Annotated in this window: 27 protein-coding genes and 1 tRNA gene; 18 read left to right on the forward strand and 10 right to left on the reverse strand. The window is 59.6% G+C overall.

Translation table 11 applies throughout. From position 1 onward, the window contains the following. Positions 1 to 28: 28 nt before the first annotated feature. Together ABDX87_RS20380 and ABDX87_RS20385 are read left to right on the forward strand one after the other, a co-directional pair. A tRNA-Ser gene (locus ABDX87_RS20380) sits at positions 29 to 118 on the forward strand. 71 nt (positions 119 to 189) lie between these two features. Next, positions 190 to 327: a hypothetical protein gene (locus ABDX87_RS20385; protein ID WP_346829496.1), complete on the forward strand. Its 138-nt coding sequence runs from the start codon at positions 190 to 192 to the stop codon at positions 325 to 327. A gap of 301 nt (positions 328 to 628) precedes the next feature. Here the strand turns inward: ABDX87_RS20385 and ABDX87_RS20390 are convergent, their stop codons facing one another. Then, the gene (locus ABDX87_RS20390) at positions 629 to 856 is read right to left on the reverse strand and encodes a helix-turn-helix domain-containing protein (RefSeq protein WP_346829497.1); all 228 of its coding nucleotides are present in this window, start codon (positions 854 to 856) and stop codon (positions 629 to 631) included. A gap of 353 nt (positions 857 to 1209) precedes the next feature. Here ABDX87_RS20390 and ABDX87_RS20395 point away from each other — a divergent pair, with 353 nt between their 5' ends. Continuing rightward, entirely contained in the window at positions 1210 to 2898 is a 1689-nt protein-coding gene (locus tag ABDX87_RS20395; RefSeq protein ID WP_346829498.1) for an NAD-dependent malic enzyme, read from the forward strand. A 260-nt stretch (positions 2899 to 3158) separates the two neighbouring features. Beyond that, entirely contained in the window at positions 3159 to 4829 is a 1671-nt protein-coding gene (locus tag ABDX87_RS20400; RefSeq protein WP_346829499.1) for a GMC family oxidoreductase, read from the forward strand. Positions 4830 to 4935: 106 nt separating this feature from the next. Here the strand turns inward: ABDX87_RS20400 and ABDX87_RS20405 are convergent, their stop codons facing one another. After that, on the reverse strand, positions 4936 to 5253 hold the full coding sequence (locus ABDX87_RS20405) for a helix-turn-helix domain-containing protein (protein WP_346829500.1): 318 nt from the start codon (positions 5251 to 5253) through the stop codon (positions 4936 to 4938). Next, positions 5250 to 5594 carry a toxin gene (locus tag ABDX87_RS20410; RefSeq protein WP_346829501.1) on the reverse strand — a complete coding sequence of 115 codons (345 nt, stop codon included), beginning with the start codon at positions 5592 to 5594 and terminating at the stop codon, positions 5250 to 5252. The genes ABDX87_RS20405 and ABDX87_RS20410 overlap by 4 nt, the downstream gene beginning before the upstream one ends. 251 nt (positions 5595 to 5845) lie before the next feature. On the opposite strand from ABDX87_RS20410, the gene ABDX87_RS20415 reads away from it, so the two are divergent. From ABDX87_RS20415 to ABDX87_RS20435, 5 genes are all read left to right on the forward strand, one after another. Then, complete coding sequence (locus ABDX87_RS20415) at positions 5846 to 7495, forward strand: phosphoethanolamine transferase (RefSeq protein ID WP_346833574.1); 1650 nt, start codon at positions 5846 to 5848, stop codon at positions 7493 to 7495. Then, a complete protein-coding gene (locus ABDX87_RS20420; protein ID WP_346829502.1) occupies positions 7488 to 8153 on the forward strand; it encodes a class I SAM-dependent methyltransferase in 666 nt (221 codons plus the stop codon). The genes ABDX87_RS20415 and ABDX87_RS20420 overlap by 8 nt, the downstream gene beginning before the upstream one ends. Before the next feature lie 133 nt (positions 8154 to 8286). Continuing rightward, positions 8287 to 9420 carry a ribonuclease D gene (gene rnd / locus ABDX87_RS20425; protein WP_346829503.1) on the forward strand — a complete coding sequence of 378 codons (1134 nt, stop codon included), beginning with the start codon at positions 8287 to 8289 and terminating at the stop codon, positions 9418 to 9420. After that, positions 9417 to 9710: a YcgL domain-containing protein gene (locus ABDX87_RS20430; protein ID WP_074752643.1), complete on the forward strand. Its 294-nt coding sequence runs from the start codon at positions 9417 to 9419 to the stop codon at positions 9708 to 9710. Before rnd ends, ABDX87_RS20430 begins: the two co-directional genes overlap by 4 nt. Positions 9711 to 9845: 135 nt before the next feature. Beyond that, positions 9846 to 10778, forward strand: coding sequence for a D-2-hydroxyacid dehydrogenase (locus ABDX87_RS20435; protein WP_346829504.1), 933 nt, complete (start codon positions 9846 to 9848; stop codon positions 10776 to 10778). A gap of 204 nt (positions 10779 to 10982) precedes the next feature. On the opposite strand, the gene ABDX87_RS20440 is transcribed toward ABDX87_RS20435, so the two are convergent. Then, a complete protein-coding gene (locus tag ABDX87_RS20440; RefSeq protein WP_346829505.1) occupies positions 10983 to 11576 on the reverse strand; it encodes a nitroreductase family protein in 594 nt (197 codons plus the stop codon). A 291-nt stretch (positions 11577 to 11867) separates the two neighbouring features. Here ABDX87_RS20440 and ABDX87_RS20445 point away from each other — a divergent pair, with 291 nt between their 5' ends. Together ABDX87_RS20445 and ABDX87_RS20450 are read left to right on the forward strand one after the other, a co-directional pair. Beyond that, positions 11868 to 12317 (forward strand): YcgN family cysteine cluster protein, encoded by a 450-nt coding sequence (locus ABDX87_RS20445; RefSeq protein ID WP_346829506.1) that lies wholly within the window; start codon positions 11868 to 11870, stop codon positions 12315 to 12317. Between the two features lie 62 nt (positions 12318 to 12379). Then, complete coding sequence (locus ABDX87_RS20450; protein ID WP_346833575.1) at positions 12380 to 13633, forward strand: hypothetical protein; 1254 nt, start codon at positions 12380 to 12382, stop codon at positions 13631 to 13633. A 190-nt stretch (positions 13634 to 13823) separates the two neighbouring features. Here ABDX87_RS20450 and ABDX87_RS20455 read toward each other — a convergent pair whose 3' ends face one another. The 4 genes from ABDX87_RS20455 to ABDX87_RS20470 all read right to left on the reverse strand — a co-directional run bounded on the left by ABDX87_RS20455 (position 13824) and on the right by ABDX87_RS20470 (position 16041). Then, positions 13824 to 14195, reverse strand: coding sequence for a YgaP family membrane protein (locus ABDX87_RS20455; protein WP_346829507.1), 372 nt, complete (start codon positions 14193 to 14195; stop codon positions 13824 to 13826). Between the two features lie 85 nt (positions 14196 to 14280). Next, positions 14281 to 14769 (reverse strand): RNA methyltransferase, encoded by a 489-nt coding sequence (locus ABDX87_RS20460; protein WP_346829508.1) that lies wholly within the window; start codon positions 14767 to 14769, stop codon positions 14281 to 14283. 154 nt (positions 14770 to 14923) lie between these two features. Next, entirely contained in the window at positions 14924 to 15295 is a 372-nt protein-coding gene (locus tag ABDX87_RS20465) for a YajD family HNH nuclease (RefSeq protein WP_062382651.1), read from the reverse strand. 59 nt (positions 15296 to 15354) lie between these two features. Beyond that, a complete protein-coding gene (locus ABDX87_RS20470) occupies positions 15355 to 16041 on the reverse strand; it encodes a spermidine synthase (RefSeq protein WP_346829509.1) in 687 nt (228 codons plus the stop codon). Positions 16042 to 16152: 111 nt separating this feature from the next. Here ABDX87_RS20470 and ABDX87_RS20475 point away from each other — a divergent pair, with 111 nt between their 5' ends. Continuing rightward, positions 16153 to 16440, forward strand: a complete 288-nt coding sequence (locus ABDX87_RS20475) for a hypothetical protein (RefSeq protein ID WP_346829510.1) — start codon at positions 16153 to 16155, stop codon at positions 16438 to 16440. Positions 16441 to 16662: 222 nt separating this feature from the next. On the opposite strand, the gene ABDX87_RS20480 is transcribed toward ABDX87_RS20475, so the two are convergent. Next, positions 16663 to 17136, reverse strand: a complete 474-nt coding sequence (locus ABDX87_RS20480) for a Crp/Fnr family transcriptional regulator (protein WP_346829511.1) — start codon at positions 17134 to 17136, stop codon at positions 16663 to 16665. 119 nt (positions 17137 to 17255) lie between these two features. Then, positions 17256 to 19313 (reverse strand): S9 family peptidase, encoded by a 2058-nt coding sequence (locus ABDX87_RS20485; protein ID WP_346829512.1) that lies wholly within the window; start codon positions 19311 to 19313, stop codon positions 17256 to 17258. A gap of 153 nt (positions 19314 to 19466) precedes the next feature. On the opposite strand from ABDX87_RS20485, the gene ABDX87_RS20490 reads away from it, so the two are divergent. From ABDX87_RS20490 to ABDX87_RS20515, 6 genes are all read left to right on the forward strand, one after another. After that, positions 19467 to 19973: an MFS transporter gene (locus tag ABDX87_RS20490; RefSeq protein WP_346829513.1), complete on the forward strand. Its 507-nt coding sequence runs from the start codon at positions 19467 to 19469 to the stop codon at positions 19971 to 19973. Positions 19974 to 20110: 137 nt separating this feature from the next. Further along, positions 20111 to 20884: a class II glutamine amidotransferase gene (locus ABDX87_RS20495; RefSeq protein ID WP_346829514.1), complete on the forward strand. Its 774-nt coding sequence runs from the start codon at positions 20111 to 20113 to the stop codon at positions 20882 to 20884. 13 nt (positions 20885 to 20897) lie between these two features. Next, on the forward strand, positions 20898 to 21422 hold the full coding sequence (locus tag ABDX87_RS20500) for a DUF2937 family protein (protein ID WP_346829515.1): 525 nt from the start codon (positions 20898 to 20900) through the stop codon (positions 21420 to 21422). 352 nt (positions 21423 to 21774) lie between these two features. Further along, positions 21775 to 22539, forward strand: a complete 765-nt coding sequence (locus ABDX87_RS20505; RefSeq protein WP_346829516.1) for a 5-oxoprolinase subunit PxpA — start codon at positions 21775 to 21777, stop codon at positions 22537 to 22539. Next, positions 22536 to 23240 (forward strand): 5-oxoprolinase subunit B family protein, encoded by a 705-nt coding sequence (locus ABDX87_RS20510; protein ID WP_346829517.1) that lies wholly within the window; start codon positions 22536 to 22538, stop codon positions 23238 to 23240. Before ABDX87_RS20505 ends, ABDX87_RS20510 begins: the two co-directional genes overlap by 4 nt. Beyond that, entirely contained in the window at positions 23237 to 24163 is a 927-nt protein-coding gene (locus tag ABDX87_RS20515; RefSeq protein WP_346829518.1) for a biotin-dependent carboxyltransferase family protein, read from the forward strand. The genes ABDX87_RS20510 and ABDX87_RS20515 overlap by 4 nt, the downstream gene beginning before the upstream one ends. The last annotated feature ends 46 nt before the right edge of the window (positions 24164 to 24209 follow it).

The following is a 24209-nucleotide window of genomic DNA, read 5'->3' on the forward strand; positions in this document are numbered from 1 at the left end:
CGCCCAAGCTGTTATGATGCGCGCCGTTGGAGAGATGCCGGAGTGGCCGAACGGGACGGATTCGAAATCCGTTGTACTGGCGACAGTACCTAGGGTTCAAATCCCTATCTCTCCGCCATTACAAATAAAGCCCCAGAAGTTATGCTTCTGGGGCTTTTTTGTTTTTGACGGGCACAAAAGGAGCGGTCCGTGTTCGATCCAGATAGGGAACTGTTTAATGCCGCGCTGCAGATCAAAGCAGGCTCCATCGCGCGGCATGTCGGAAGGGTCAGGGAAGAGTTCGAGAAAGACTCGACGACATCAGTCGTTACGATGCGGCGATATTGAACATTGTTCGCGCTTTCGAAGCCGCTGAGAGCATCGGGCAGTTGATCATTTTTCACGCAAAGCTGGATGTCCCTCGGAATACCGGCCACGTGTTCGATCTGCTGCTTTCCCGCTGCAGGTTAACCGACGCTGATGCCGACAATGCGTCTGTTGGCGGATTACTGCCACAAGGCAATCCATGATGATCAGGTTCTCACGCCTTTCGAGACGTCTGCCGTCATAACAGACCATCTGGACGTTTTGCTTCAATTCGCTGACGCCATGCTGGCGAGTGATCTGACCTCGCCACCTTGAGGCATGGTTATTCCAGGCTGGCCAGCATTGTCTTCGGATCCTTCCCCATTCCTCGGCATATCTCGATGAATTCGATGACGTCCAATCTGCGCTCTGAATTTTCCGTTTTCGATACGAATGACTGGGGTCGGCCGAGCCTGTCGGCGAGTTCTTTTTGTGTGAGTCCTTCGGCGACGCGTGTCTCCATGAGCAACCTCACGAGCGTTTGGTACCTAGCGTTGTGGATAGTCTTCACGGCGTGCTGCCTTTCATTAAGCCAGTCGTGTAAATAAACCTGATTTGGGATTAACCCAAAACAGGATATTGAGCTAAGCTTCTGCCCATGGATAGGTAAATGGAAGAAAGCGCTTCTTCTCCCTGACAACTCTTTCACTGTCCAACCCCATCGCCCTCAGCCATCATTTCGCAATCGTGTGCGTGACAAAATGACGCAACCACGCCGAGACGAGTAAGATAGGCACCCTGATTTTTCATCTCCCCATTTTCTTCGGACGGATCCTGCGTTGAGTGTCGTGAAACATCGACCTCCGGGGCATCGTTTCGATTACGAATTGACAGAGCAAAACAGAGAAAAGGCGATCACTGAAAATGACCAAGACCTCGCGACCTTTATATATTTCCTACGCTGGCCCTTCGTTGCTGGAGATGCCGCTGCTCAACAAGGGCAGTGCGTTCACGCCGCAGGAACGTGTGGATTTCAACCTGATTGGCTTGTTGCCGCAGAACGTTGAAACCATCGAAGAGCAGGTGACCCGCGTTTACAACCAGTACCAGCAGTGCGCGAGCGATATCGACAAGCACATCTATCTGCGCTCGATTCAGGACAACAACGAAACGTTGTTCTTCCGCCTGCTGGATTCGCATTTGGAAGAGATGCTGCCGATTATCTACACACCGACCGTGGGTCAGGCGTGCCAGGAATTCTCGAAGATCTACCGCACCCACCGCGGTCTGTTCATTTCATACCCTGAACGCGATCGCATCGACGATATCCTGCGCAGCGCAACGAAAGATCGCATCAAGATCATCGTGGTGACCGACAGCGAGCGCATCCTGGGTCTGGGCGACCAGGGCATTGGCGGCATGGGCATCCCTATCGGCAAACTGTCGCTGTACACCGCGTGCGGTGGTATCAGCCCGGCCTATACGCTGCCGATCGTGCTGGACGTGGGCACTAACAACCAGGAGTTGCTGGACGACCCGATGTACATGGGCTGGCGCCACAAGCGTGTGACGGGCAAGGACTACGAAGATTTCATCGCGCTGTTCATTGAAGCGGTTCAGCGTCGCTGGCCAGACGTGCTGTTGCAGTTCGAGGACTTCGCCCAGACCAACGCCATGCCGTTGCTGGAGAAGTACCGCGACGAGCTGTGCTGCTTCAACGACGACATTCAGGGCACCGCGTCGGTGGCCGTAGGTACATTGCTCGCGGCCTGTAAGGCGAAGAACGAAACGCTGGGTCAGCAACGCGTGGTTTTCCTGGGCGCCGGTTCCGCCGGTTGCGGGATCGCCGAGCACATCATTGCGGCGATGGTGATCGAGGGTCTGAGCGAAGCTGAAGCACGCAAGCGCGTGATGATGGTTGACCGTTTCGGCCTGCTGACCGACAGCATGGACAACCTGCTGGACTTCCAGAAGAACCTCGCCCAAAAGGCAGGCGACGTGGCGGGCTGGTCGAGCGGCGACGGTTATGCTGAATTGCTGGACGTGGTCAGCCACGGCAAACCGACCGTGCTGATTGGTGTGTCGGGGCAGCGCGGTCTGTTCACCGAGCAGATCATTCGCGAAATGCACAAACACTGCGCCAAGCCGTTGGTGATGCCGCTGTCCAACCCGACCTCGAAAGTCGAAGTCACGCCGCAGGAAGTCCTGACCTGGACCAACGGCGACGCGCTGGTGGCTACCGGCAGTCCGTTCGCGCCGGTCACCCTGGGCGACCGCACGTTCCACATCGCTCAGTGCAACAACTCCTACATCTTCCCAGGCATCGGCCTTGGCGTTATCGCGGCGAAGGCCACGCGTATCACGGACAAGATGTTGATGGCCGCCTCTAACGCACTGGCTGAATGCTCGCCGATGGTCACGGGCAAGGGCGACGCGGTACTGCCGCCGCTGAAAGAAATCCAGGACGTGAGCAAGAAGATCGCACTGGCGGTGGCCAAACAGGCTCAGGCCGAGGGCGTAGCGCTGGAAACCACCGAAGAGATGCTGGTGGAGGCCATCGAGCGTAACTTCTGGATGCCGAGCTATCGCAGCTACCGCCGTAGCGCGGTGTAACGTACACGGTGTACACGGGGTGAATGCCCTTCACCTGTGGGAGCGAATTCATTCGCGAGAGGCACGGGCTGGCGATAGAAATGTGTCGAATGTGCTAACCCATCGCGAATAAATTCGCTCCCACAGAACGCGCAGCGACCTCACGTCAGATAGCGTTCCCCAACAAGACCGCCCATGGAAACATGCGGCGGTCTTTTGTTTTGTGACGGAAAACCTCAGGATGTCCCCTCGATAAAAACAAGAAGATCGACGAGGGACGCATGCAAACGGACAGTGTGCTCTATGACTACGTGATCGTTGGCGCCGGCCCGGCCGGGTGTTTGCTGGCCAATCGGCTGTCACTCAACCCTTCGCATCGTGTGCTGTTGCTCGAAGCGGGCGGGCAGGACAATTACGCCTGGATTCACGTGCCGGTGGGTTACCTCTACTGCATCGGCAATCCGCGCACCGACTGGTGTTTCAAAACCGAAGCCGAACCCGGCCTGAACGGGCGAGCCTTGAGCTATCCACGTGGCAAGGTGCTGGGTGGCTGTTCGTCCATCAACGGCATGATCTACATGCGCGGGCAATCCCGCGATTATGACGAGTGGGCAGCGCAGGGCAATAAAGGCTGGAGCTGGCAGGACGTATTACCGCTTTTCAAGCGCTCGGAAAGCCACTACGCCGGCGATTCCGAGCTGCACGGCGGGCAAGGTGAATGGCGGGTCGAGCAGCAGCGTCTGAAGTGGACGTTGCTGGATTCCTTTCGTGAGGCGGCTGCACAGACCGGCATTGCCTCGATTCCGGACTTCAACGGTGGCGACAATGAGGGCTGCAGCTACTTTCAGGTCAATCAGCGGCGCGGCGTGCGCTGGAATGCCTCCAAGGCGTTTCTGCGCCCGATTGCTCAACGCCCGAATCTGACGGTGCTGACCAACGCCGAAGTATCACGAATCGAGTTCGAAAACGGCCGGGCGAGCGCGGTCCTCGCCAACGTCGGTCCGCAAGCGCGGCGGCTGAATGCCAAGCGTGAAATCATCCTCTGCTGTGGCTCAATTGGCTCACCGATGGTGCTGCAACGGTCCGGGATCGGGCCGCGCCCGTTGCTGGAAAAGCTTGGCATCGGCGTGCGTCATGAGCTGCCGGGCGTCGGCGCCAATCTGCAGGATCACCTGCAATTGCGGTTGATCTACAAAGTCAGCAACGGGCAAACCTTGAACCAGATGGCCGGGAGCTTGTGGGGCAAGATGAACATGGGCTTGCGTTACGCGATCAATCGCAGCGGGCCGCTGGCCATGGCGCCGAGCCAACTGGGCGCATTCGCCCGCTCAGGGCCGGAGCAGGCGACCGCGAATCTGGAGTACCACGTACAGCCGTTGTCGTTGGAACGCTTCGGGGAACCGCTTCACGGCTTCCCGGCGTTTACCGCGTCGGTGTGTGATTTGCGCCCGCAGAGTCGCGGCACCGTGGAAATCCGCTCGGCCCTGGCCGACGCAGCGCCGATCATTCGTCCCAACTACCTCAGCCACGAGACCGACCTCAAGGTCGCAGCGGATGCCATTCGCCTGACGCGCCGCATCACAGCAGCGCCTGCGCTCGCGCGTTTCGAACCGGTGGAGTATCTGCCCGGCGCCAGCCTGCAAACCGATGAAGAGTTACGCCAGGCCGCGAGTAATATCGGCACCACGATTTTTCACCCGGTCGGCACCTGCAAAATGGGGCAGGGACGCGACGCGGTCGTCGATGAAAGGCTACGTGTTCATGGGGTGACAGGGCTTCGGGTGGTGGATGCGTCGATCATGCCGACCATCACCTCCGGCAACACGTGTTCGCCTACCGTGATGATTGCCGAGAAGGCTGCGCAGATGATTATTGAAGATGCGCTGAAAAACGAGTCAACGTGCGTGAAAGCAAGCGGTCCGCAATCTGCGGCGCAAGCGTTAACCGGGTGATTGAACGCCCGACGGTCTGCGCGAAGAAGCTTGTGAACAAAGGGGCAGATGGGCGGATAGTGGCTGGACTGCACATTCCAATGTAGATCCGTCCACGCCCTTCGCACTACACCGCGTTCAAGCGATCAACCATGTCCGGGAATTTTTCGACGAGTTTGATCAGCAGCGCCGCTTGGGCATTGGGTTTTGACTTTTCTTGTTCCCAATTGCGCAAGGTGCTCGCGCTTGTGCGGATTCGCTTGGCGAAGACGTTTTGTGACATTTGCAGACGTTCTCGCAGGGCAATGATCTCCTGAGCCGAAACGTCAGGCGCTGGTTTTTCCGCAAATGTATCGCTGCGAAGCGTGATTTTTCCTTCTCGATGCGCTGCCATCTCTTCCACGCCTTGCATCATTTCCGCGAATAGATCGCGCTTTCGACTCATTGCATACCTCGTTTCTTGAGCTCAACGTGGATCGCCACTTTCAGCTGTCGCTCTTGATCAGCGGTCAGGTTTTCAAGCTCATCCTTGTCGTAGATGGAAAACATCCAGAATTGGCCGGCGCCCACTAACCAGTAGTAGATGACTCGCAGGTCTCCGCGCTTACCCTTGCCTCTTCGTGCGTCGGGCCAACGCAGCTTTCTGAAGCCACCGGTCCGAGGCATGAGATCGCCGACGACAGGATTTTCAAGCATCGCAGTCTGAAGGGATCGGTAATCCTCTTCATTCATGTACTCAGGGCGGAAGGTACTGAATGTCGACGTTTCAAAAAATACAGCATCCATAGAAGTATACGCAAATCGATTATGGTTATGATCTGAGTGCCCACCTTACTCAAGCCGTCGATCTCGCTCACACGGTTTTTTGCCACGATCTGTTGCGCAGACTCTTCCTACAGAAAAAGAAGTCAGCGCCACACCTTTTGTTCTCATCCTTTTCACAAAAAATTGATGGCACGCTGCCTAAAGTTTGCGACGTCGAAGGAGTTTGTATTTCTCCTGTTCGACGGTGTCTTTCTTCAGTCAAGCAGACCCTCATGCCGAACATAAAAGCAGTTCGTCCGGAGCTCGTGACCGCGCTCGCCAGCATTTTTTTATTGCTCGGGTTCAATCTGACGCTCTGGCAGCACCTTTTCGCCATTACCGACTTCAACGGTAAGGGGCTCCTGTTGCGCGGTGCTTTTGCGCTGATGGTGTTCTGTGCCTTCAATATTTTTCTGACGTTGTTTGCTTTTAAGAAAGTCTTGAAGCCGGTATTGATTATGCTGTTTCTAATCAGTGCGGGTGTTGCTTACTTCATGAGCCAGTATGGCGTCATGATCGATGCGGGTATGTTTCGTAACTTCGCCGAAACCAATGCGACGGAAGTGCGCGACCTATTGTCGTTGAAACTTGCCGCGTATGTTTTATTTCTCGGCGTTTTGCCTTCGGTGATTCTGTGGAAGACGCCCATCAATTACCGCCGTTGGCCTCGAGAGGTATTGAGCAAGGTGGTGGTCGGTGCCGTGTGCGCGACGGCGATCGGCGGTGTGGCGCTCATCAATTATCAAGGCTTGTCTTCACTGTTTCGTAATCACCATGAGCTGCGCTTGATGGTGGTCCCGAGTAACTATATTGGTGCCTCGGTGGGCTACCTGAGTGAGCAGGTCAAGTCCGCACAACAACCGTTCGTGAGTATCGGGAAGGACGCGACGCTGTCTACCGAGTGGCAACAACACAAGCGCAAGTCGCTGACGGTTTTGGTAGTCGGCGAGAGCGCTCGCGCCGAGAACTTTGGCATTCTTGGCTATAACCGCGACACGACGCCTCAACTGAAGAAAGAACGCGGCCTGCTGACGTTCACCGACGTGCACTCCTGCGGGACAGAGACGGCCGTTTCGGTACCGTGCATGTTCTCCAACATGGGGCGTAAGGATTACGACGCTACCACGGCGAAAAACAAGGAAGGCATGCTCGACGTGCTCAAGCGCGCCGGTCTCGACGTCATCTGGCGTGACAACCAGTCCGGCTGCAAGGGCACATGCGATCGTGTGACCCTGCAGGATGTCAGCAACCTGAAGGATCCTGTCCTGTGCGCCAACAATGAATGCCGCGACGAGATTCTGTTGCAGGGCCTGCAGAACTTCATCGACCACCTGGACAAGGACACCGTGCTGGTACTTCACCAGATGGGCAGCCACGGTCCCGAGTATTTCAAGCGTTACCCGAAAGAGTTCGAGAAATTTACGCCGGTGTGTGAAAGCAATGCGCTGAACAACTGTTCGCGGGAAAGTATCGTCAACGGGTATGACAATACGCTCCTGTACACCGATCATGTGCTGGCCTCGTTGATCGATATATTGCGCAGCAACCAGAACAAGGTCGATACCGCCATGTTGTATCTGTCTGACCACGGCGAATCGTTGGGTGAGTACAACCTGTTTCTGCACGGCACGCCTTACATGCTGGCGCCGGATCAACAGAAGCATGTGCCGATGATTGCCTGGTTCTCGGATAACTATCAGCAGTCTTTCGCCGTCGACACTCATTGTTTGCAAAATGAACGCAACGCCCCTTTGAGCCAGGACAACCTGTTCCACTCCATGCTCGGTTTGTTGCAGGTCCACACCAGCGTCTATAACCCGGCGCTGGACATGTTCGCTGGCTGTCGGGGAATATATACGGACGGGGTACTGGCGAATGAGTGAGCAGGCGACCGATAAACGCCAGACCCAGCACTACGTTCAGCATCATGAACAGGGCCTGGCACGACGCTTGAGCCTGTGGCGCGATGCGCAACTGGCGCGTCAGGCGTTGCGTGACGCCGGAGAGCCCGGCCTGGTACTGGATCTGCCGTCAGGGGCCGGGCGGTTCTGGCCGGTGCTGGCCGAACACAGCAACCGCGTGATCCTGGCGGCCGACCCATCGACTGACATGCTGGAAATCGCCGAAGCGCAATCACCCGCGGACGTTCGCAAGCGCATCCGCACCTTTCAAAGTTCGGCGTTTTCCATTGGCCTGTCGGCCAACGCCGTGGATTGCATCTTTTGCATGCGGCTGTTTCATCACGTCGCCGACAGCGAGAAGCGGATGGCGATTCTCGAGGAATTCCACCGCGTGACCCGCGATACCGCGATTGTGGCGTTGTGGGTCGATGGCAACCTCAAGGCCTGGCGTCGCAAGCGCCAGGAGGGCAGCCGTCTGGATGCGAGTGGGGCGCCGACCGTGCGCAATCGCTTTGTGGTCTGCCGTTCCGACATTGAGTCGGAGTTTGCGCAAGCCGGATTCCGCGTTGTCGGTTATCACGACTTCTTGCCGGGTTACGCCATGTGGCGCGTTTATGTGCTGCGTAAAAAGGGCGAGTGATCCGATGAGTGGTCGCCTGGAAGTGCCCTATCGATAAACACGCAAGATGAAGTTGTTCAAGACTTGCAGGACGGATGCCCGGTAAACGCTGATAGCGATATATACTGCGCGCCATTCTTCAAGGGAGAGCCGTGTGGCCATCGATATTCACTGGATTCGCGACGACGACAGCCTCGCCCAACATTGCGCACAGTGGCAGACGCTGCCGTTTGTCGCGCTCGACACCGAATTCATGCGGGTCGACACCTTCTATCCCATTGCCGCGCTTTTGCAGATTGGCGATGGCTCGCGCGCCTACCTGATCGATCCTCTGCTGATCAATGACTGGAAACCGCTGGCTGCGCTGCTGGAAAACACTGACGTCATCAAAGTGGTTCACGCCTGCAGTGAGGACCTGGAAGTTTTGCTGCGCCTGACCGGCAGCCTGCCTGCGCCTCTGTTCGACACCCAACTGGCTGCTGCCTACCTGAACCTTGGGTTCTCGATGGGCTATTCGCGTCTGGTGCAGGAAGTGTTGAACATCGAGTTGCCCAAGGGCGAGACCCGTTCCGACTGGCTGCAACGACCGCTGTCCGAGACGCAGATCAGCTACGCCGCCGAAGACGCCGTGCATCTGGCTGAAGTCTACAGCCTGCTGCGCCCGCGCCTGTCTGACGACAAATACGCCTGGGTCCTGGAAGACGGTGCCGAACTGGTTGCCAACCTGCGTCGTGAAACCGACCCGTATGAGGTGTATCGCGAAGCCAAGCTGGCGTGGAAGCTGTCCCGTGCGCAACTGAACGTGCTGCGCGAGCTGTGCGCCTGGCGTGAGCAGCAGGCACGCCTGCGCAATCAACCGCGCAATCGGGTATTACGCGAGCAGTCGCTCTGGCCGCTGGCCAAGACCCAGCCGGATAACCTCGCCGCACTGGCGAAAATCGAAGACATGCACCCCAAGACCGTGCGTCAGGACGGCGAGTTTCTGCTCGACCTGATCAAGAAAGCCGGCAGTGTGTCTCAGGATCAGTGGCCCCCGGCGTTGCCGGAGTCGCTCCCAATAGAAGCCTCCAATGTGCTGAAGAGCCTGCGTGCCATTGGTCAGCAGCAAGCCGAACGCCTGGACATGGCGCCGGAACTGATGTTGCGCAAAAAGACGCTCGAAGCCCTGCTCAAGACCGGTTTTCCAGACGGTCCCTATAAACTGCCCGACTCGCTGCGTGGCTGGCGTCGCGAGTTGATGGGTCAGATGCTGCTCGACAGCCTGGCCAATGCCGGAGAACAGCCTTGAAACGTATTTGCTCCATCTACCGCAGTCCTCGCAAGAACGAAATGTACCTCTACGTGCTCAAGAGCGATGCGCTCGAACGCGTCCCGGTCGAACTGCTCACCGCATTCGGCAAGCCGCAGCACGCGTTCGACCTGGTCCTGACGCCCGAGCGCGCACTGGCCCGTGAAGACATCCACACTGTGCTCGCGAACCTTGAAAAACAGGGGTATCACCTGCAGATGCCGCCTGCCGAAGACGAGTACATCGAGCATTTGCCCGAAGAGTTGTTGCGCCGCAACGACCCGGTCTGACCGACGTTCGACCCCGTCATTCATCACGGGGGTTTACCGGACCGCTGTCAGCCTCTGCTCGCCCCGGCGTTTCTGAAAACGGTGGGCGCCAGGAGCCTTGCGGTCGCATGTCCTGCTTTTCTGAGTTTTGAATCCATGCGCGTTCTGATTGCCGAACACGATTACCCTGTTTACACCGAGTTACTTCGCAAGGCCGCTCCAGATATCGAAGTACTGAGCAGCGGCGACTCTGCCGAGCTGTCAAAAATGGCGGCGCAGGCCTCGATCTGGCTGGGTCAGCCCGACCTGCTCGCCAACCTGCTGCGCCAGGGTCACACACCACAATGGCTTCAATCGACCTGGGCAGGCATTACGCCGTTGCTGGCGCCTGGGTTGAACCGTGACTACCGCCTGACTCGCGCAGTCGGCATTTTCGGTCAGGTCATGGCGGAGTTCGTCCTGACCTACATGCTGGTGCATGAGCGTGAAGTGCTGGCCCGGCTGGTGAGTCAGGTCGAGCGCAAATGGGACGACCGGATGGGCCAGAGTCTGGCCGGGCGCAAAGCGTTGATCGTCGGTACTGGCGACATCGGTGTCCGCGTTGCCGAGTTTCTGGTGCCGTTTGGCGTTGAGCTGTATGGCATTGCGTCCAGTGCGCGCACACAGGCGCCATTCGTTGAAGTGGGGGCGCTCGAGGATTTGCCACGTCTGGTGGCCGAGGTCGACTTCGTCGTCAATCTGCTGCCCAATACGCCTCAGACTCACGATCTCTACGACGCGAAGCTGTTCGCCAAATTCAAACCGTCGGCGCTGTTCATCAACGTCGGGCGCGGCGTGGCAGTGGTCGATGCCGATCTGGTCCAGGCGCTGAAGGAAGGTCATCTGGCGGGCGCGGTGATTGACGTCTGCCGCCAGGAGCCATTACCGCAACGCCATCCGTTCTGGACGGCCTGGGGGCTGTTGCTCACCGGTCACAGTTCTGCACCGACCTCGCCATCGGCGATGACGCAGCTGTTCGTTGAGAACCTGAAAGCCTATACCGCTGGGGAAGCGTTGCGCGGGGAAGTGGATTTCGCGAAGGGGTATTGAGCGTGAGCGGTTCGCCCTTGTAGGAGCACGCTTGCCCGCGATCTGCCGGGAACCGGCGGCAAGACCTGTGCATGCGGGGTGCCAGGCATGATCGAGTTGCCTGATTTTGCTACCGCTGCGCGGTAGATCGCGGGCAAGCGCGCTCCTACACAGACTGCGTCAGTCTGACGTTTCGAACCAGCAGTAAGAATGGCTCACACCGCTTTACAAACTGAAATCCCCTTCAGCCGCCAACTCTGCCAAAGGCCGACGCGGGCTCGGCGTTTCGCGGGCTTGCAGGTATTCGGCGAGGGTCGATTTGTCGCCCAGTTTGCCAATGGCCACCGCAGCGTGCAGCGCGTAACCCTCGGGGATTTTCAGCTCCTTGCGCGTCAGCTCCTGATCGAACCCGGCCATGCCGTGGGTGTGCCAGCCGCTGAGGCTGGCTTGAAGCGCCAGGTGACCCCATGCCGAACCGGTGTCGAAGGTGTGCCACAGTGCCGGTGTTTCCTCGGTGGCGCCGGGTGCCGTAAAGGTTGTCTTGGAGATCACAATCACCAGCGCCGAGGCGTGTTGCGCCCAGCCACGGTTGAATTCGTTCAGCAGTCCCAGGAAGCGTTCCCAGTTTGGCGTATCGCGTCGCGCGTACAGAAAACGCCACGGTTGGGAGTTGTAAGCCGACGGCGCCCAGCGCGCGGCTTCGAAGAAGCTCAGCAGGGTTTCCTGGGGAATGCTTTCGCCGGTGAAGGCCCGTGGCGACCAGCGATCGGTGAATTGCGGGTGAATGGCGTATTCGGCAACGCGTGGATTGGCGCTCATGGAAAGTCTGATCCTGAAGTATGAGTAAACCGCAGCGCCCGAACCGGCGTGCGGGATCAATCAGATGGGCCGTGGACGGCAGGCATCGTCGAACGGACAGCTGTCGAAAAGGACAGTTGATGTGCAGGTCGCAAGCAAGGCTCTGGCGCCAGCCTGCGAGGGCATAAAACTACTGCGCCGGCGTTTCGCTGACAAGTCTGTGCTTACCGACAGTCGCCAGCGCTTGGCCCGGCTGCGATGTGCCACTAGACTGGCGGCCTTTTCATTGCCCGATACCGATCCCTCGAAACCATGGCCGCCAAAGTCGAACCGTTCTGGATGCGTAAAACCCTCGATCAACTCGATTCGGTCGAGTGGGAATCGCTGTGCGACGGTTGCGGCCTGTGCTGCCTGCAGAAACTCGAGGACGAGGACGATGGCAGCGTCTATTACACGCGCATCGCCTGCAAGTTGCTGGACCTGAAGACCTGCCAATGCACCGATTATCCGAATCGTCGCGCCCAGGTGCCGGATTGCATTCAACTCACGCCGGGCCAGGCCGATGAATTCAAGTGGCTGCCACCGACGTGCGGTTACCGTCTGGTCAGCGAAGGAAAAGATCTGCCCCTTTGGCATCACTTGGTGTGCGGTGATCGGGACCAGGTCCACAAGGAACGCATTTCCCAGGCGGGGCGCATGCTCAGCGAAAAGAATGTCGCCGAAGATGACTGGGAAGATTACCTGATCTTCCGCGCGGGCTGATTTTTTCGCGCCTCTGCAGGCGTTTGCCACCCGATCCCTGAGCCTGTCGCAACAGGAGTGGTCTGTCCGTGCGTTATCAACTGCCGCTGTGTGCTGTTCTGCTGCTGTTCGGTCTGCCCGTGTGGGCAGCGAAGAAAGTCGATCTGGACTACCACGTCACCTTGCTCCCGCAACGCGATCAGGCAGAAGTGCGGGTGACGCTGGAGCAGGGGACTGCGGTGCGCAGCCTGGATTTTGATCTGGGCGATCAGGGGTATTTCAGCGACTTCAACGCAGACGGGCAGTGGACGACAGTCCCTGGGCCGAAGACTGGCGGACTGCGTGGCGTGTGGAGGCCTGGCGCTGGCAAGGCAACGTTGACCTACCGCGTGCACGTCAGTCGCCCCGCGGCGAGCCCTTCACTGGAGAAGCCGCGCTATGACAGCCGCATGACCGCTGACTGGGCGCTGTTTCGTGGCGAGGATCTGGTGCCCCGCGCGCGTCTGGATCAGCAGGATGGCGTTCGCCTTCAGGCACGATTGACCTTTGATTTACCGACCGGCTGGAAGCACATCGAGACGTCATGGCCCCGCATCGGCAAGAACCGTTTTCGCATCGACAACGTCTCCCGGCTGTTTGATCGCCCGACCGGGTGGATGCTGGCGGGCAACCTGATCAATCGGCGCGCGCGTCTGGGTGACACCGAGGTCACAGTGAGTTCGCCGAAAGGGCAGGGCATGCGGCGCATGGAAACCCTGACGCTGATGACCTTCGTCTGGCCAAAGCTGCAAGCGGTGTTTCCGCGTACGCCGGGCAAGTTGCTGGTGGTCGGTGTGGCTGACTCTATGGCGCGCAATGCCAGCGCCGGGCATGACTCGGTCTTTCTCAACAGCAATCGCCCGCTGATTAGCGAAAGCGGCGTGAGTCCTCTGGTGCGCGAGCTGGTGCAGGTGTTCGGTCGGGTGAAGGCGCGTGATCGCAGTGACTGGATACCCGAAGGCCTGGCCGAGTATTACGCCGTCGAGCTGCTGCGTCGGGCGGGCGGCATGAGCGAAGACCGGTATCAGGATTGGCAGTCGATACTCACGCGTATCGGCCGCAAGGTCACCACGCTGCGCGCCGACCCTGTCGACCCCGCCATCACGGCCCGGGCAGTGCTGTTGCTGATTGCGCTGGATCAGGAGATTCGGCAACGGACCGACGACCAGAAGTCGCTGGATGACGTGGCTCAGGGTTTGATGCGGATGGGGCCGGTCAGCACGCATGATTTTGTGCAGGTGACCGCCGGAGTGATGGGAGAGCCGTCGAAGGTGTTGAACAACAGCCTGCTTGAATAACAGCCTATGAATAACAGCCTCAGAACGGTGTTCGCTTGATCGCCGACTACAGCCTGTCGGAGCGAATTCATTCGCGAGAAATCGTACAGCCGTTACACATGTGTCGACCGTACGGACGTCTCGCGAATGAATTCGCTCCCACATTGATACATTTTCAGAGAGCTAAAATGGCGGCGCGCGCGGTCTTCGCTTAGACGCCCTTCGGCCCTTTCACCGCATCGATGGTGGTGACCACCGCCTCTTCGGCAGCGACCTCAGCCTTGGTTTTGAGCTTGCTCAGTTCAGCACCGGCTTCTTCGATGCGCGAGCGGGCGATATCCATCTCACTGCGGCTTTTTTCCAGCAGTGCCTTGGTCGAGCAATGGCCGGTGATACCGCGCGCCAGCACTGCGCCGCCGATCGCCAGTTGCACCAGGCCGAAGATACCGCCACGGCGCAAGCCTTTGCCCATCATCAGTACGCCACCTGCCAGCGAGCCGATTCGCTCCCAGCCTTGCACGTTCTGCTCTGGATAATCACGCACGGTTCGTTCGACGCGTTTGATGATCGGGGTATCGCTCATGATGCGGTCTCCATGAATAGGTAGGGTCCCTAAAGCTGACTGCCGCGAGCGCAAACTGTTCAATGCGTTTGTCGTTGCGGGTGGATCAGGTGCGATCGGTCTCACGACCGAACTGCGGGCCGGAGCGGGTGTTGTTGCCCTTGGCCATGCGGTCGTAAAGCACCACGTTCACGGTCGCCGCCAGGTTCATGCAGCCGGTGGTGGGGATGTACACCACGTCCTCGCACCAGTCCCGGATCTCTTTGTCGAGCGAGCCGTCTTCCGGGCCGAAGATATAAATCGCGCGGTCGGGATGGGTGTATTCCGGCAATGCGCGGGCGCCTTCGACCAGTTCAACGGCAACGGGCACGCAGCCCAGTGGGATGATCTTTTTCAAGTCGTCGATGCCGATCAGCGGAATGTCCTGATGGATCTTCTTGGTGTCAGTGATGAAGTCCCGCGCCCGCTCGTAGCGTTTGCCGGTGTAGAACACCGACGCCACGCCATAACAGCCCGCCGCGCGCATCACCGAACCGACGTTTTCCGGAGACTTGGGGTTGTACAAGCCGATGCAGGCATAGCGTTTGTTGGCCACGGGGGAGGGTGCTCGTCAGAGAAAGCGCGGGATTATACGGGAAGGTGGGGCTCAGCGAACGTGTAGGAGCGCGCTTGCCCGCGATTGTCCGGATCAGGCGTTAAGGATCTTTCGGCTGAAAGAACGCATCGCGGGCAAGCGCGCTCCTACAGGCTTATTCGTCTTTCTTCATCAACCCAGCCAGCGCCGCGAATGGGTTGTGCGTGGCCTTCGCGGTCTTCGGACTGCTGGTCGAGCTGTCGGAGAAGTACTGCTGATCGGTGTAACGCGAGTGCTCGTTGTCGTGGCAGTACAGGCACAGCAGTTCCCAGTTGGAACCGTCCTGCGGGTTGTTGTCGTGGTTGTGGTCGCGGTGATGCACGGTCAGTTCGCTCAGGCGCTTGCCGGAAAACTCGCGGGCGCAGCGGCCGCAGACGTGCGGGTACATGCGCAGCGCCTTGTCGCGATAGCCCATCTCGCGGTCACGCTGGGCATCGGCCAGGATGCGGTCCAGCTTGGAAGTGTTGGTCGGGGTTCCCGAGCTCATGGTGTCACCTGTTTCGTGTGCGGTTGGCAATGGGGCAAGTCTAGCGCTTTGATCGGCTGTCAGGCTTTGACTTTTTCAGCAATCCAGATCGTATGCCGTGTGCCTTTATTGCCGTGGGCGTAGACCTTGACCTCTTCGGCCTTGAATCCGGCTTTGCGCAGTTTGTCACTGAAGGCTGCGTCGGCGCTGGCCGACCAGACCGCCAACACACCTTTCGGGCGCAGAGCGCTTGCGCAGGCCGCCAGACCACCGGCGGAGTAGAGCCAGCTGTTGGCTTTTTGCGTCAGGCCTTCAGGGCCGTTGTCGACATCGAGCATGATCGCATCGAAGCCCTGAGGCTCGCTTTTCAGCACCTGGGCGACGTCCTGCACGACGACCCGGGCACGTGGGTCCTGCAACGGATTGCCGGACTTCTCACCCAATGGCCCGCGATTCCACTCGACCACGCCGGGCACCAGTTCGGCCACGACCACTTCGCCGTTCTTGCCAAGATGCTTGAGCGCCGAGGCGAGGGTGAAGCCCATTCCGAGACCGCCGATCAAAACGCGAGGGTTCAGCCGAGAGGCGACTTTCTTGCAGGGAATTTCCGCCAGCGCGTCCTCGGAGCCGTGCATGCGCGTGTTCATCAACTGGCCGCCATCGCCCCCCTGAATCTTGATGACGAAGTCTTCGCCGTATTCGAACAGGCACAGGGCGCCGCCGTTGTCGGGAATCGGGGTGGTGTCGAGCAGAACGAAACGTTTCATGGAGAACCCGGTAGAAAGCCTGAAGGTGTGCGCATCAATTTCTCAGCGCACGAAGCGCCGCGCAGGAGTAGCCTGAGCGTCACAGCAAAAGATTGGCAGTGGAGGCCAACGATGAAGCGGTCCATTCTAGCGGCGATTGCCTTGATGATGCTCGGTGCATCACAGGCGTTTGCCGAGAATCTGCAGCCTGTCCTTAATACCCCCGAGCCGATCGCTGCAACATCCGGCTCGCCGGGAACGGCCACCCCAACGCCTTATCCGCAAGTCACCCCACCGACTGTGCCGCGCGCGGGAGGCCAGGGTAATCCGCCATTACTGCCAAAGATTCCTCAACCCGGCCCGCCCAAAGAAGATGAGCCGCTGCCGGGGTTGCCGCCGCCCGCCAAGCCCAGTCCTTGATTCAGGCTACCGCGATTGAAACCGGCCCCCAGAAAGGGAGTGGGCATCCAACGTGTTGGGGGCAGTCCTTCTCTGTGGGAGCGAGCTTGCTCGCGAAGACGGTATTCCGGCTGGAAGAGATGCAGCGAAGGTCCAGGCCCTCTTCGTCCGGATGCGGCCCAGACCAAGCTCACTCCCACAGGTCAGAGTGAGCTCATCAGGGGCAAGTACAGGTGCGACGCGTCATTCCTGCTGTGCCAGCACCTGTCCGTCCATCATCCGCAGGCGCTTGGACATCGCGATCGCAATCGCGCGGATGATCTTGGCTGCCACTTTCGGGGCGTCGTTGAGCATCTTGTCCAGTGAGTCCTTGCCCAGGTTCAGCAGGTAGCAAGGCGACGCTGCAATGCAGCTTGCCGAACGACGTTCGCCGTCCAGCACCGCCATTTCACCGAACGCCCGACCGCTGCGCAGGATCGCCGTTTCGACCTGCTTGCCTTCTCCATTGAGTTTCTGCACCGACACCGTCCCCGAATGGATGATGCACATGAAGGTGCCTGCATCGCCCTCGTTGAAGATCGGCTGGCCTTTTTCGATGCTGCTGATGCTGAAATAACCTGCTGCCGCGGAAAAGTCGGCGGGCGTCAGGGCGAGGAACAGACCGCAGTCCATCAGCATCTCGCGGATCTCATTGTTCAGGGATGACGGTGTTGGCATGTGATGGTCTTGTTGAGTCGTGAAGAATGGAGACTGATAACAGCTGATGTGTAAGACGTCCCTGGACTACGCATCGTCCGGGGACCGTCTGGTATGACACATGGCGATGAGGGAGTTCCTCACGCCAGTTGCAATACCTTGAAGATAAAACCGTATTCGAGCGCTACGTCACGCAATCCCTGATAACGGCCGCTCATCCCACCGTGCCCGGCACCCAGTTCTGTCTTGAGCAACAGTAGGTTGTCATCGGTTTTGGTGTCGCGCAATTTTGCCACCCACTTGGCCGCTTCCCAATACTGCACGCGGCTGTCGTTGTACCCGGCAATCACCAGCATCGACGGATACGCCTGAGCGGTGACGTTCTCGTACGGGGCATAGGCCTTGATGCGAGCATATACCGCCGGTTCCTGCGGATTTCCCCACTCGTCGTATTCCGTCACGGTCAGTGGCAGATCAGGGTCGAGCATGGTGTTCAGGACGTCGACGAACGGCACTTCGGCGATGGCGGCCTTGAACAGGTCAGGACGCTGATTGACCACGGCGCCGATCAGCAATCCGCCGGCGCTCCCGCCGCTGATCACCAGTTTGTCCGCCGTGGTGAGGTTTTGCGCGATCAGGTGCTCGGCGCAGGCGATGAAGTCGCTGAAGGTGTTTTGCTTATGCTCCTGCTTGCCGTTGAGGTACCAGGCTTCACCGAGTTCGCCACCGCCGCGCACGTGTGCGATGGCGAAGGCGACGCCCCGATTCAGCAAGCTCAGCCGGGCATGGGAGAACCATGGGTCCAGACTCTCGCCATACGCACCGTAGCCGTAGAGGTACAGCGGCACGGGCTGGCCGGCCAGCTCGCGTTTGACCACCAGGCTGATCGGCACCTGGGTACCGTCGGCAGCGGTCGCCCACAAGCGCTGGCTGACGTAGGCATCAGCGTCGAACACGCCCAGTACGGGCGTCTCCTTGAGCACCTCTTGCTCGCCCGTGGCCAACGTCAGCTGACGCACTTGAGGCGGGCGGTTCAGCGACTGGTAACGCAGGCGAATCTTGTCGCTGTCGAATTCAAGGGTGTCCTGCACATACAGGTTGTAGGCGGCGTCCGGCAGTTGCACACGATAGGCCGGCAAGTCCTGTGGGTGAACTTCGACGATGGGCAGGCCGCCTTCACGCAAACTGAGGGTCAGGCCTTTGGCGTTGAGGCTGAAGCCATCGAGCATCACTGAATCGCTGTGCGGGATCAGCGTTTGCCAGTCCTTGCGCTCTGGGACGCCGCTGGTTTTTTCCGGCGCATGGAACAGCGCGAAGTTGATGCCGGCCTGATTGCTGCGGATCAGCCAACTCCAGGTGCCGTCGACCAGGCCATGGTCCACGGAGTACTCATGACCCTCACTGCGTGGCGCCATGCAGACAAACGCCTGCTCCGGCTTGCTCGCATCCAGCACCCAGGATTCGCCGGTGGTCTTGCTGTCGAGGGCCAACACCAGTTGCCGCTCGGAGCTGGTGCGGTAGCAGTGCAGGAAGAAACGCCCGTCCGGCTCGTTGAACACGAGGTCGGCAGAATCGTTACCCAAGGTGTGGCGGTAAAGCTTATGGGGGCGGTGGGTGTCGTCCAGCTCGCCGAAGAACAACGTCTGGCTGTCGTTGGCCCAGGTCATGCTGCCGTCACAGTCCTCGAAGGGGAGATTGATGACGTTGCCGCTGCTCAGTTCTTTGACGTAGAGCTGATAGACCTCTTCGCCAGTGGTATCGAGGCTGTACGCCAGACGCTGGTGGTCCGGACTGATGCTGAACGCGCCGAGCGAAAAAAAGCCGCCGTTGGCCAATACGTTGGGGTCCAGCAGCAACTCTTCGGCGCTTTCGTCGACCGTCTGTGAGTCGTCTGCGGGGCGAGGGCAGCGATAGTGGCGGGCGTATTCGTCGCCTTCGGTAGTGCGGGTGTAATACAGATACGGGCCCCAGGGCGAGGGCAGCGACAGATCGGTTTCAAGAATGCGGCCCTTGATCTCCTGAAACAGCGTTTCGCGCAGCGCCTGCTGGTCGGCCAGTTGGCGCTCCTGATAGTCGTTTTCGGCCTTGAGGTAATCCAGCACCTCGTCGGTGTCGCGATTCTGCAGCCAGGCATACGGGTCGGCGCCGTCGGCCTTGCGGGCCAGCGGAGCGCTAGAGGCAGTGTTGGAAGAAGGCATGCTGGGCTCTCTCAATGGGCGTTCTCGACTAAACGGTCCGGCCCGGCGTTGCCTGGTAGAAGGCAGTGCGGACCGATAACTGAAGCCGGGGAAGCTAGGCTGGCGAAAAGTCGTTATCATAAGCGCCTCTTTACCTGCCTTACCACGGACGTCATGACCGACAACGACTATCTGATTGCCTGGGGCCTTTACGCATTCGCTGCGTTGGGTTGTCTGTGGGTGTGGTTCAAGCTGACCGGCTGGATGTGGCGCTACCTGCGCGAGCCGCTGCGCGTGATCGGCGCGGTCCTGCTGTTCTGCCCGACCGTCATCGATCCGGTCAAGGACAAGTACGCCCCCGCGCTGGCCATCAGCGTGCTGGATCTTGCGCTCAAGGTCGGCAACAACGTCTGGCGAGCAGTGCTGGATCTGGCCACCTACGGCGCCGTTGCCCTGGGTCTGTATGTCATCTTCGCGCTGATCCGCCTGCCGTTTTTGCGCAAGAAGAAAGCCCGTCAGGCTCATGCCGAGGCAGCGGCTGCACAGGCGGCTGCCGAGCAGAAGCAGGCAGAGCAGGACGACGAGCCGTTCGCAAACCAGAGTCCGAGCCGCTTCGCCAATCCACCCGCTGCGCCGGCCAATGGCAGCAGTGGCCGCTACCGGGTCGAACCCAAGTTGTGATGACACTTTTCCCTGTAGGAGCGCGCTTGCCCGCGATTGCGCGCTTTCAGGCGAAGCAGGACTGCCTGTCAGACGGCATTCGCGGGCAAGTGCGCGCCTACCGTGTGATCTGCGGTTAAGCCTACCGAGAGCCGAGCATGTGTGAACTTCTAGGCATGAGTGCCAACGTACCCACCGACATCGTGTTCAGCTTCACCGGGCTGATGCAGCGTGGCGGGCGAACCGGTCCGCACCGCGATGGCTGGGGCATCGGCTTCTATGAGGGGCGCGGCTTGCGCCTGTTTCAGGATCCGGCGGCCAGCAGCGAGTCGGAAGTCGCCCAACTGGTGCAGCGTTACCCGATCAAGAGCGAAGTGGTCATCGGTCATATACGTCAGGCCAACGTCGGTAAGGTCTGCCTGTCCAACACCCATCCATTCGTTCGTGAATTGTGGGGCCGTAACTGGTGCTTCGCCCATAACGGCCAACTGGCGGATTTTCACCCCCGCGCCACGTTCTATCGGCCGGTGGGGGACACCGACAGCGAAGCGGCCTTCTGCGATTTGTTGAACCGGGTGCGTGAAGGTTTTCCAGAGCCTGTCGAGATCGAACAGCTGTTGCCGACCCTGGTCGAAGCCTGCAGCGAGTACCGCAGCAAAGGCGTGTTCAACAGCTTGCTCAGTGATGGCGACTGGCTATTTTGTTTCTGCTCCACCAAGCTGGTGCACATCACTCGCCGTGCTCCGTTCGGCCCGGCTCGCCTGAAAGATGTTGATGTGATCGTCGATTTTCAGGCCGAAACCACCCCGAACGACGTGGTCACGGTCATCGCCACCGAGCCGTTGACCGAGAACGAAACCTGGAATCGCTACGAACCTGGCCGCTGGAGCTTGTGGCGTCGCGGCGAATGCGTGGCCGAAGGCCGAACCTGACAGAGAGGGATCTATGCTGCGAAGCTATCTGCGACTGGTGTTGTTCACGGCGGGCCTGTTGATCGGCGTGCAGATCCCCGGGTTTATCAGCGATTACACCAAGCGTGTGGAAGCGCACCTGATCGAGGCGCAAAAGAGCCTTGGCGGTTACAACGACACCGCTCAGCGGTTTTTCAAGGGTGATGTCCAGGCGCTGATCCAGCACTACCGCAGCAGTGATGACCCGGTGTTTCGCACCGATGCCGATAACATCAATAACCTGCTGACGCGGACACAAACCCTCGACCGCGAATGGCTTGCATTGCAAGGCCCGTGGTACATGCGGGCTTACCATGTGTTGACCGCCGCCGACCCGGACATCCGCAAGGAAACCTGGAACGGGTATTCCTGGCAGGTCTTGTTGTCGCCTGAAGTCATTGGCTGGGGCCTGGTGTGCGCGCTGCTGTTCTCGCTGGTCATCGAAAGCTTTGTGCTGCTCATCGACTGGGTGTTCGTAGGACGGCATCACGTGCGACCCATCAATCGCGACTGGCGCTAGGGAGCGAAACCGTTCAGCCGCTTCGCACAGGGCCTGTGGGAGCGAATTTATTCGCGATGTTTTGGTACATCCGTCACGAATGTGTTGTCTTGCTGATTTTTCGCTAATGAATTCGCTCCCACAGTGGTAGAGCACCTGTGACCGTACCAACGATGTCCCCTATTGCGGCGCTGAAGAAAGCCGTTCACTTTTTCTTATCTCCCCCTCTCGCTTTTATTCGTTGGACGCCCCGTCCTCTCCCGCCCAAGAATGCGCCTGCACATGACAGGCTCGTTTCAACGCTGCAAAGCGACGCTTCCCACGCGTAGACTCAAGGCCCGTCTTTAACATTCCTCTGCACAGGAGATACGCCTTGGGCCGCCTGTTATTGAATTGTGATATCGGCGAAAGCTACGGCGCGTGGACCATGGGTCTGGATGCCGAAGTCATGCCGTTCATTGATTGCGCCAATATCGCCTGTGGTTTTCATGCGGGCGATCCCAGTGTCATGCGCAAGACCGTGGCGTTGGCGTTGACCCATAACGTGAGCATCGGTGCGCACCCTGCGTATCCGGATCTCGTGGGATTCGGCCGCCGCTCCATGGCCTGTTCGCCGCAAGAGATCCAGGACCTGCTGCATTACCAGGTCGGCGCACTCGACGGTGTCGCCCGTGCACAGGGCGGTCATGTCAGTTACGTCAAACCCCACGGCGCAATGTACAACGACATGATGGCCAATCCGGAGCAACTGCGTGCCGTCATTGAAGGCATCGCCCGCTACAACGCTGAATTGCCCTTGATGCTGCTGGCCATGCGTGACAACAGCGCAGCGCAAGCGATGGCCGATGAATTCGGCGTCACCCTGTGGTTCGAAGCGTTCGCCGACCGTGCATACGACAGCGTGGGGCGTCTAGTGTCGCGCAGCTTGCCGGGTGCGGTCCACCATGACCCGGAAACCATTATTGCCCAGGCACTGACCCTGTCTCGTGGTGACCCCTTGATTGCGAGCGACGGCAGCGAACTGCTGCTCAACGCCGACACTCTCTGCGTGCACGGCGACAACGCCAGTTCCATTGCCGCCGTGCAACGGATCCGTCAGGCCTTGGGCAACACCCCGGCGCAGTTGTCCGCCTCATGAATGTGCGCATCGAAGTGGTCGCGATCGATTGTTTGATGGTGCGTCTGTTCGATGCCATCGACGAAGCCAACATGCCATGGATGCTTGCGGCCAGTTTGCGTCTGCGCGAGGGCTTCGGTGCGCATTTGATTGATCTGGTGCCGTCGTACACGACCTTGATGGTGCATTACGACCTGATGGCGCTCGACCCCCGGCAGGCGCGTGAGGTGATCGCGCAGGCCATGACCGACCTGTCCCCTGACGCCGCCCAAAGCGGGCGGCAGCATGTGTTGCCGGTCTGGTATGACCTGAGCGTTGGTCCCGAACTGACGTTGCTGTCCCGGCGCAGTGGATTGCCGGTGGATGAGGTGATCCGTCGCCACAGCCAGCGTGAATATCAGGTCTTCGCCTTGGGCTTCGCCCCCGGATTTGCCTTCATGGGGCTGGTCGAAGAGGTCTTGGCGGCACCACGGATCAAAACGCCGCGCAAACGCGTGGCGGCGGGCAGCGTCGGTATCGCCGAGCGCCAGACAGCGGCTTACCCGCTGGCGTCACCGGGCGGATGGAACATCCTGGGCCGCACGCCGGCGACATTGTTCGATCGCGACATCGAGGGTTACAGCCTGATGCAGCCTGGCGACACCGTGCGTTTCGAACCTGTCGATCACGCCGAATTCATTCGCCTGGGTGGCGACGACACTGCGCTGGAGGCGCTGGCATGACTGTGCTTACCGTAAAAAGCAGTACGCCGCTGTGCCTGCTTCAGGATGCCGGACGGTTTGGCGTCCGTCATCTAGGCGTGACGCAGGGCGGGGCGCTGGACTGGGTGTCGATGTCCTGGGCCAACAAACTGCTCAACAACCCGCTGGATGCCGCCGTCATCGAAATTACCCTCGGCGGCCTGACCCTGATCGCCGAATCCGATTGCTGCCTCGCATTGGCGGGAGCGGATCTGGGCGCGATGCTCGATGACCGCCCGATGGCGCCTTGGCGCAGCTTCTTCGTCAGGAAAGGCCAGCAACTGCGCTTCGCTCAGCCTATGACCGGCGCTCGGGCCTACATCGCCGCGCCGGGTGGCTTTGCTGCGGTCGAAGTCCTCTGCAGCTGCGCCACTGTCGGGCGCGAAGGACTGGGAGGGCTGGACGGTTCCGGAAAAGCGCTGGTTGAAGGCGATCAACTGACTTATTCAGGGGCGTCATTTGAGCTTCACGCGCTGCCCGATCACCTCATCCCCGACTTCTCCGATCAGCGTCCACTGGATGTCGTCCTCGGCGCGCAGATCGGCCAGTTCAGCGGCCTGAGCCTGTTCGACGCGTTCAACAACGACTGGACACTCGACAGCCGCGCCGACCGCATGGGCATGCGTCTATTGGGGCCGGAGCTGGTGTATCAAGGCAAGCCAATGATCTCGGAAGGCATTCCGCTCGGTGCCATCCAAGTCCCGCCGGACGGCCAGCCCATCGTCCTGCTCAACGACCGCCAGACCATCGGCGGCTACCCCCGACTCGGCGCGCTGACGCCGCTGTCACTGGCGAGGCTGGCGCAGAAACTGCCGGGCACGGTGGTGCGGATGAGGGCGGTGGTGCAGGAGATGGCGCATCGGGAGCAGGTGGGGTGTCTGAATCGACTCGGTCTGCCGTTGTAGGAGCGCGCTTGCCCGCGATTGCGGTGTGTCAGTCAGGGGGGGTCGT

The sequence above is a fragment of the Pseudomonas abietaniphila genome (genome assembly GCF_039697315.1).
GTDB lineage: Bacteria > Pseudomonadota > Gammaproteobacteria > Pseudomonadales > Pseudomonadaceae > Aquipseudomonas > Aquipseudomonas abietaniphila_B.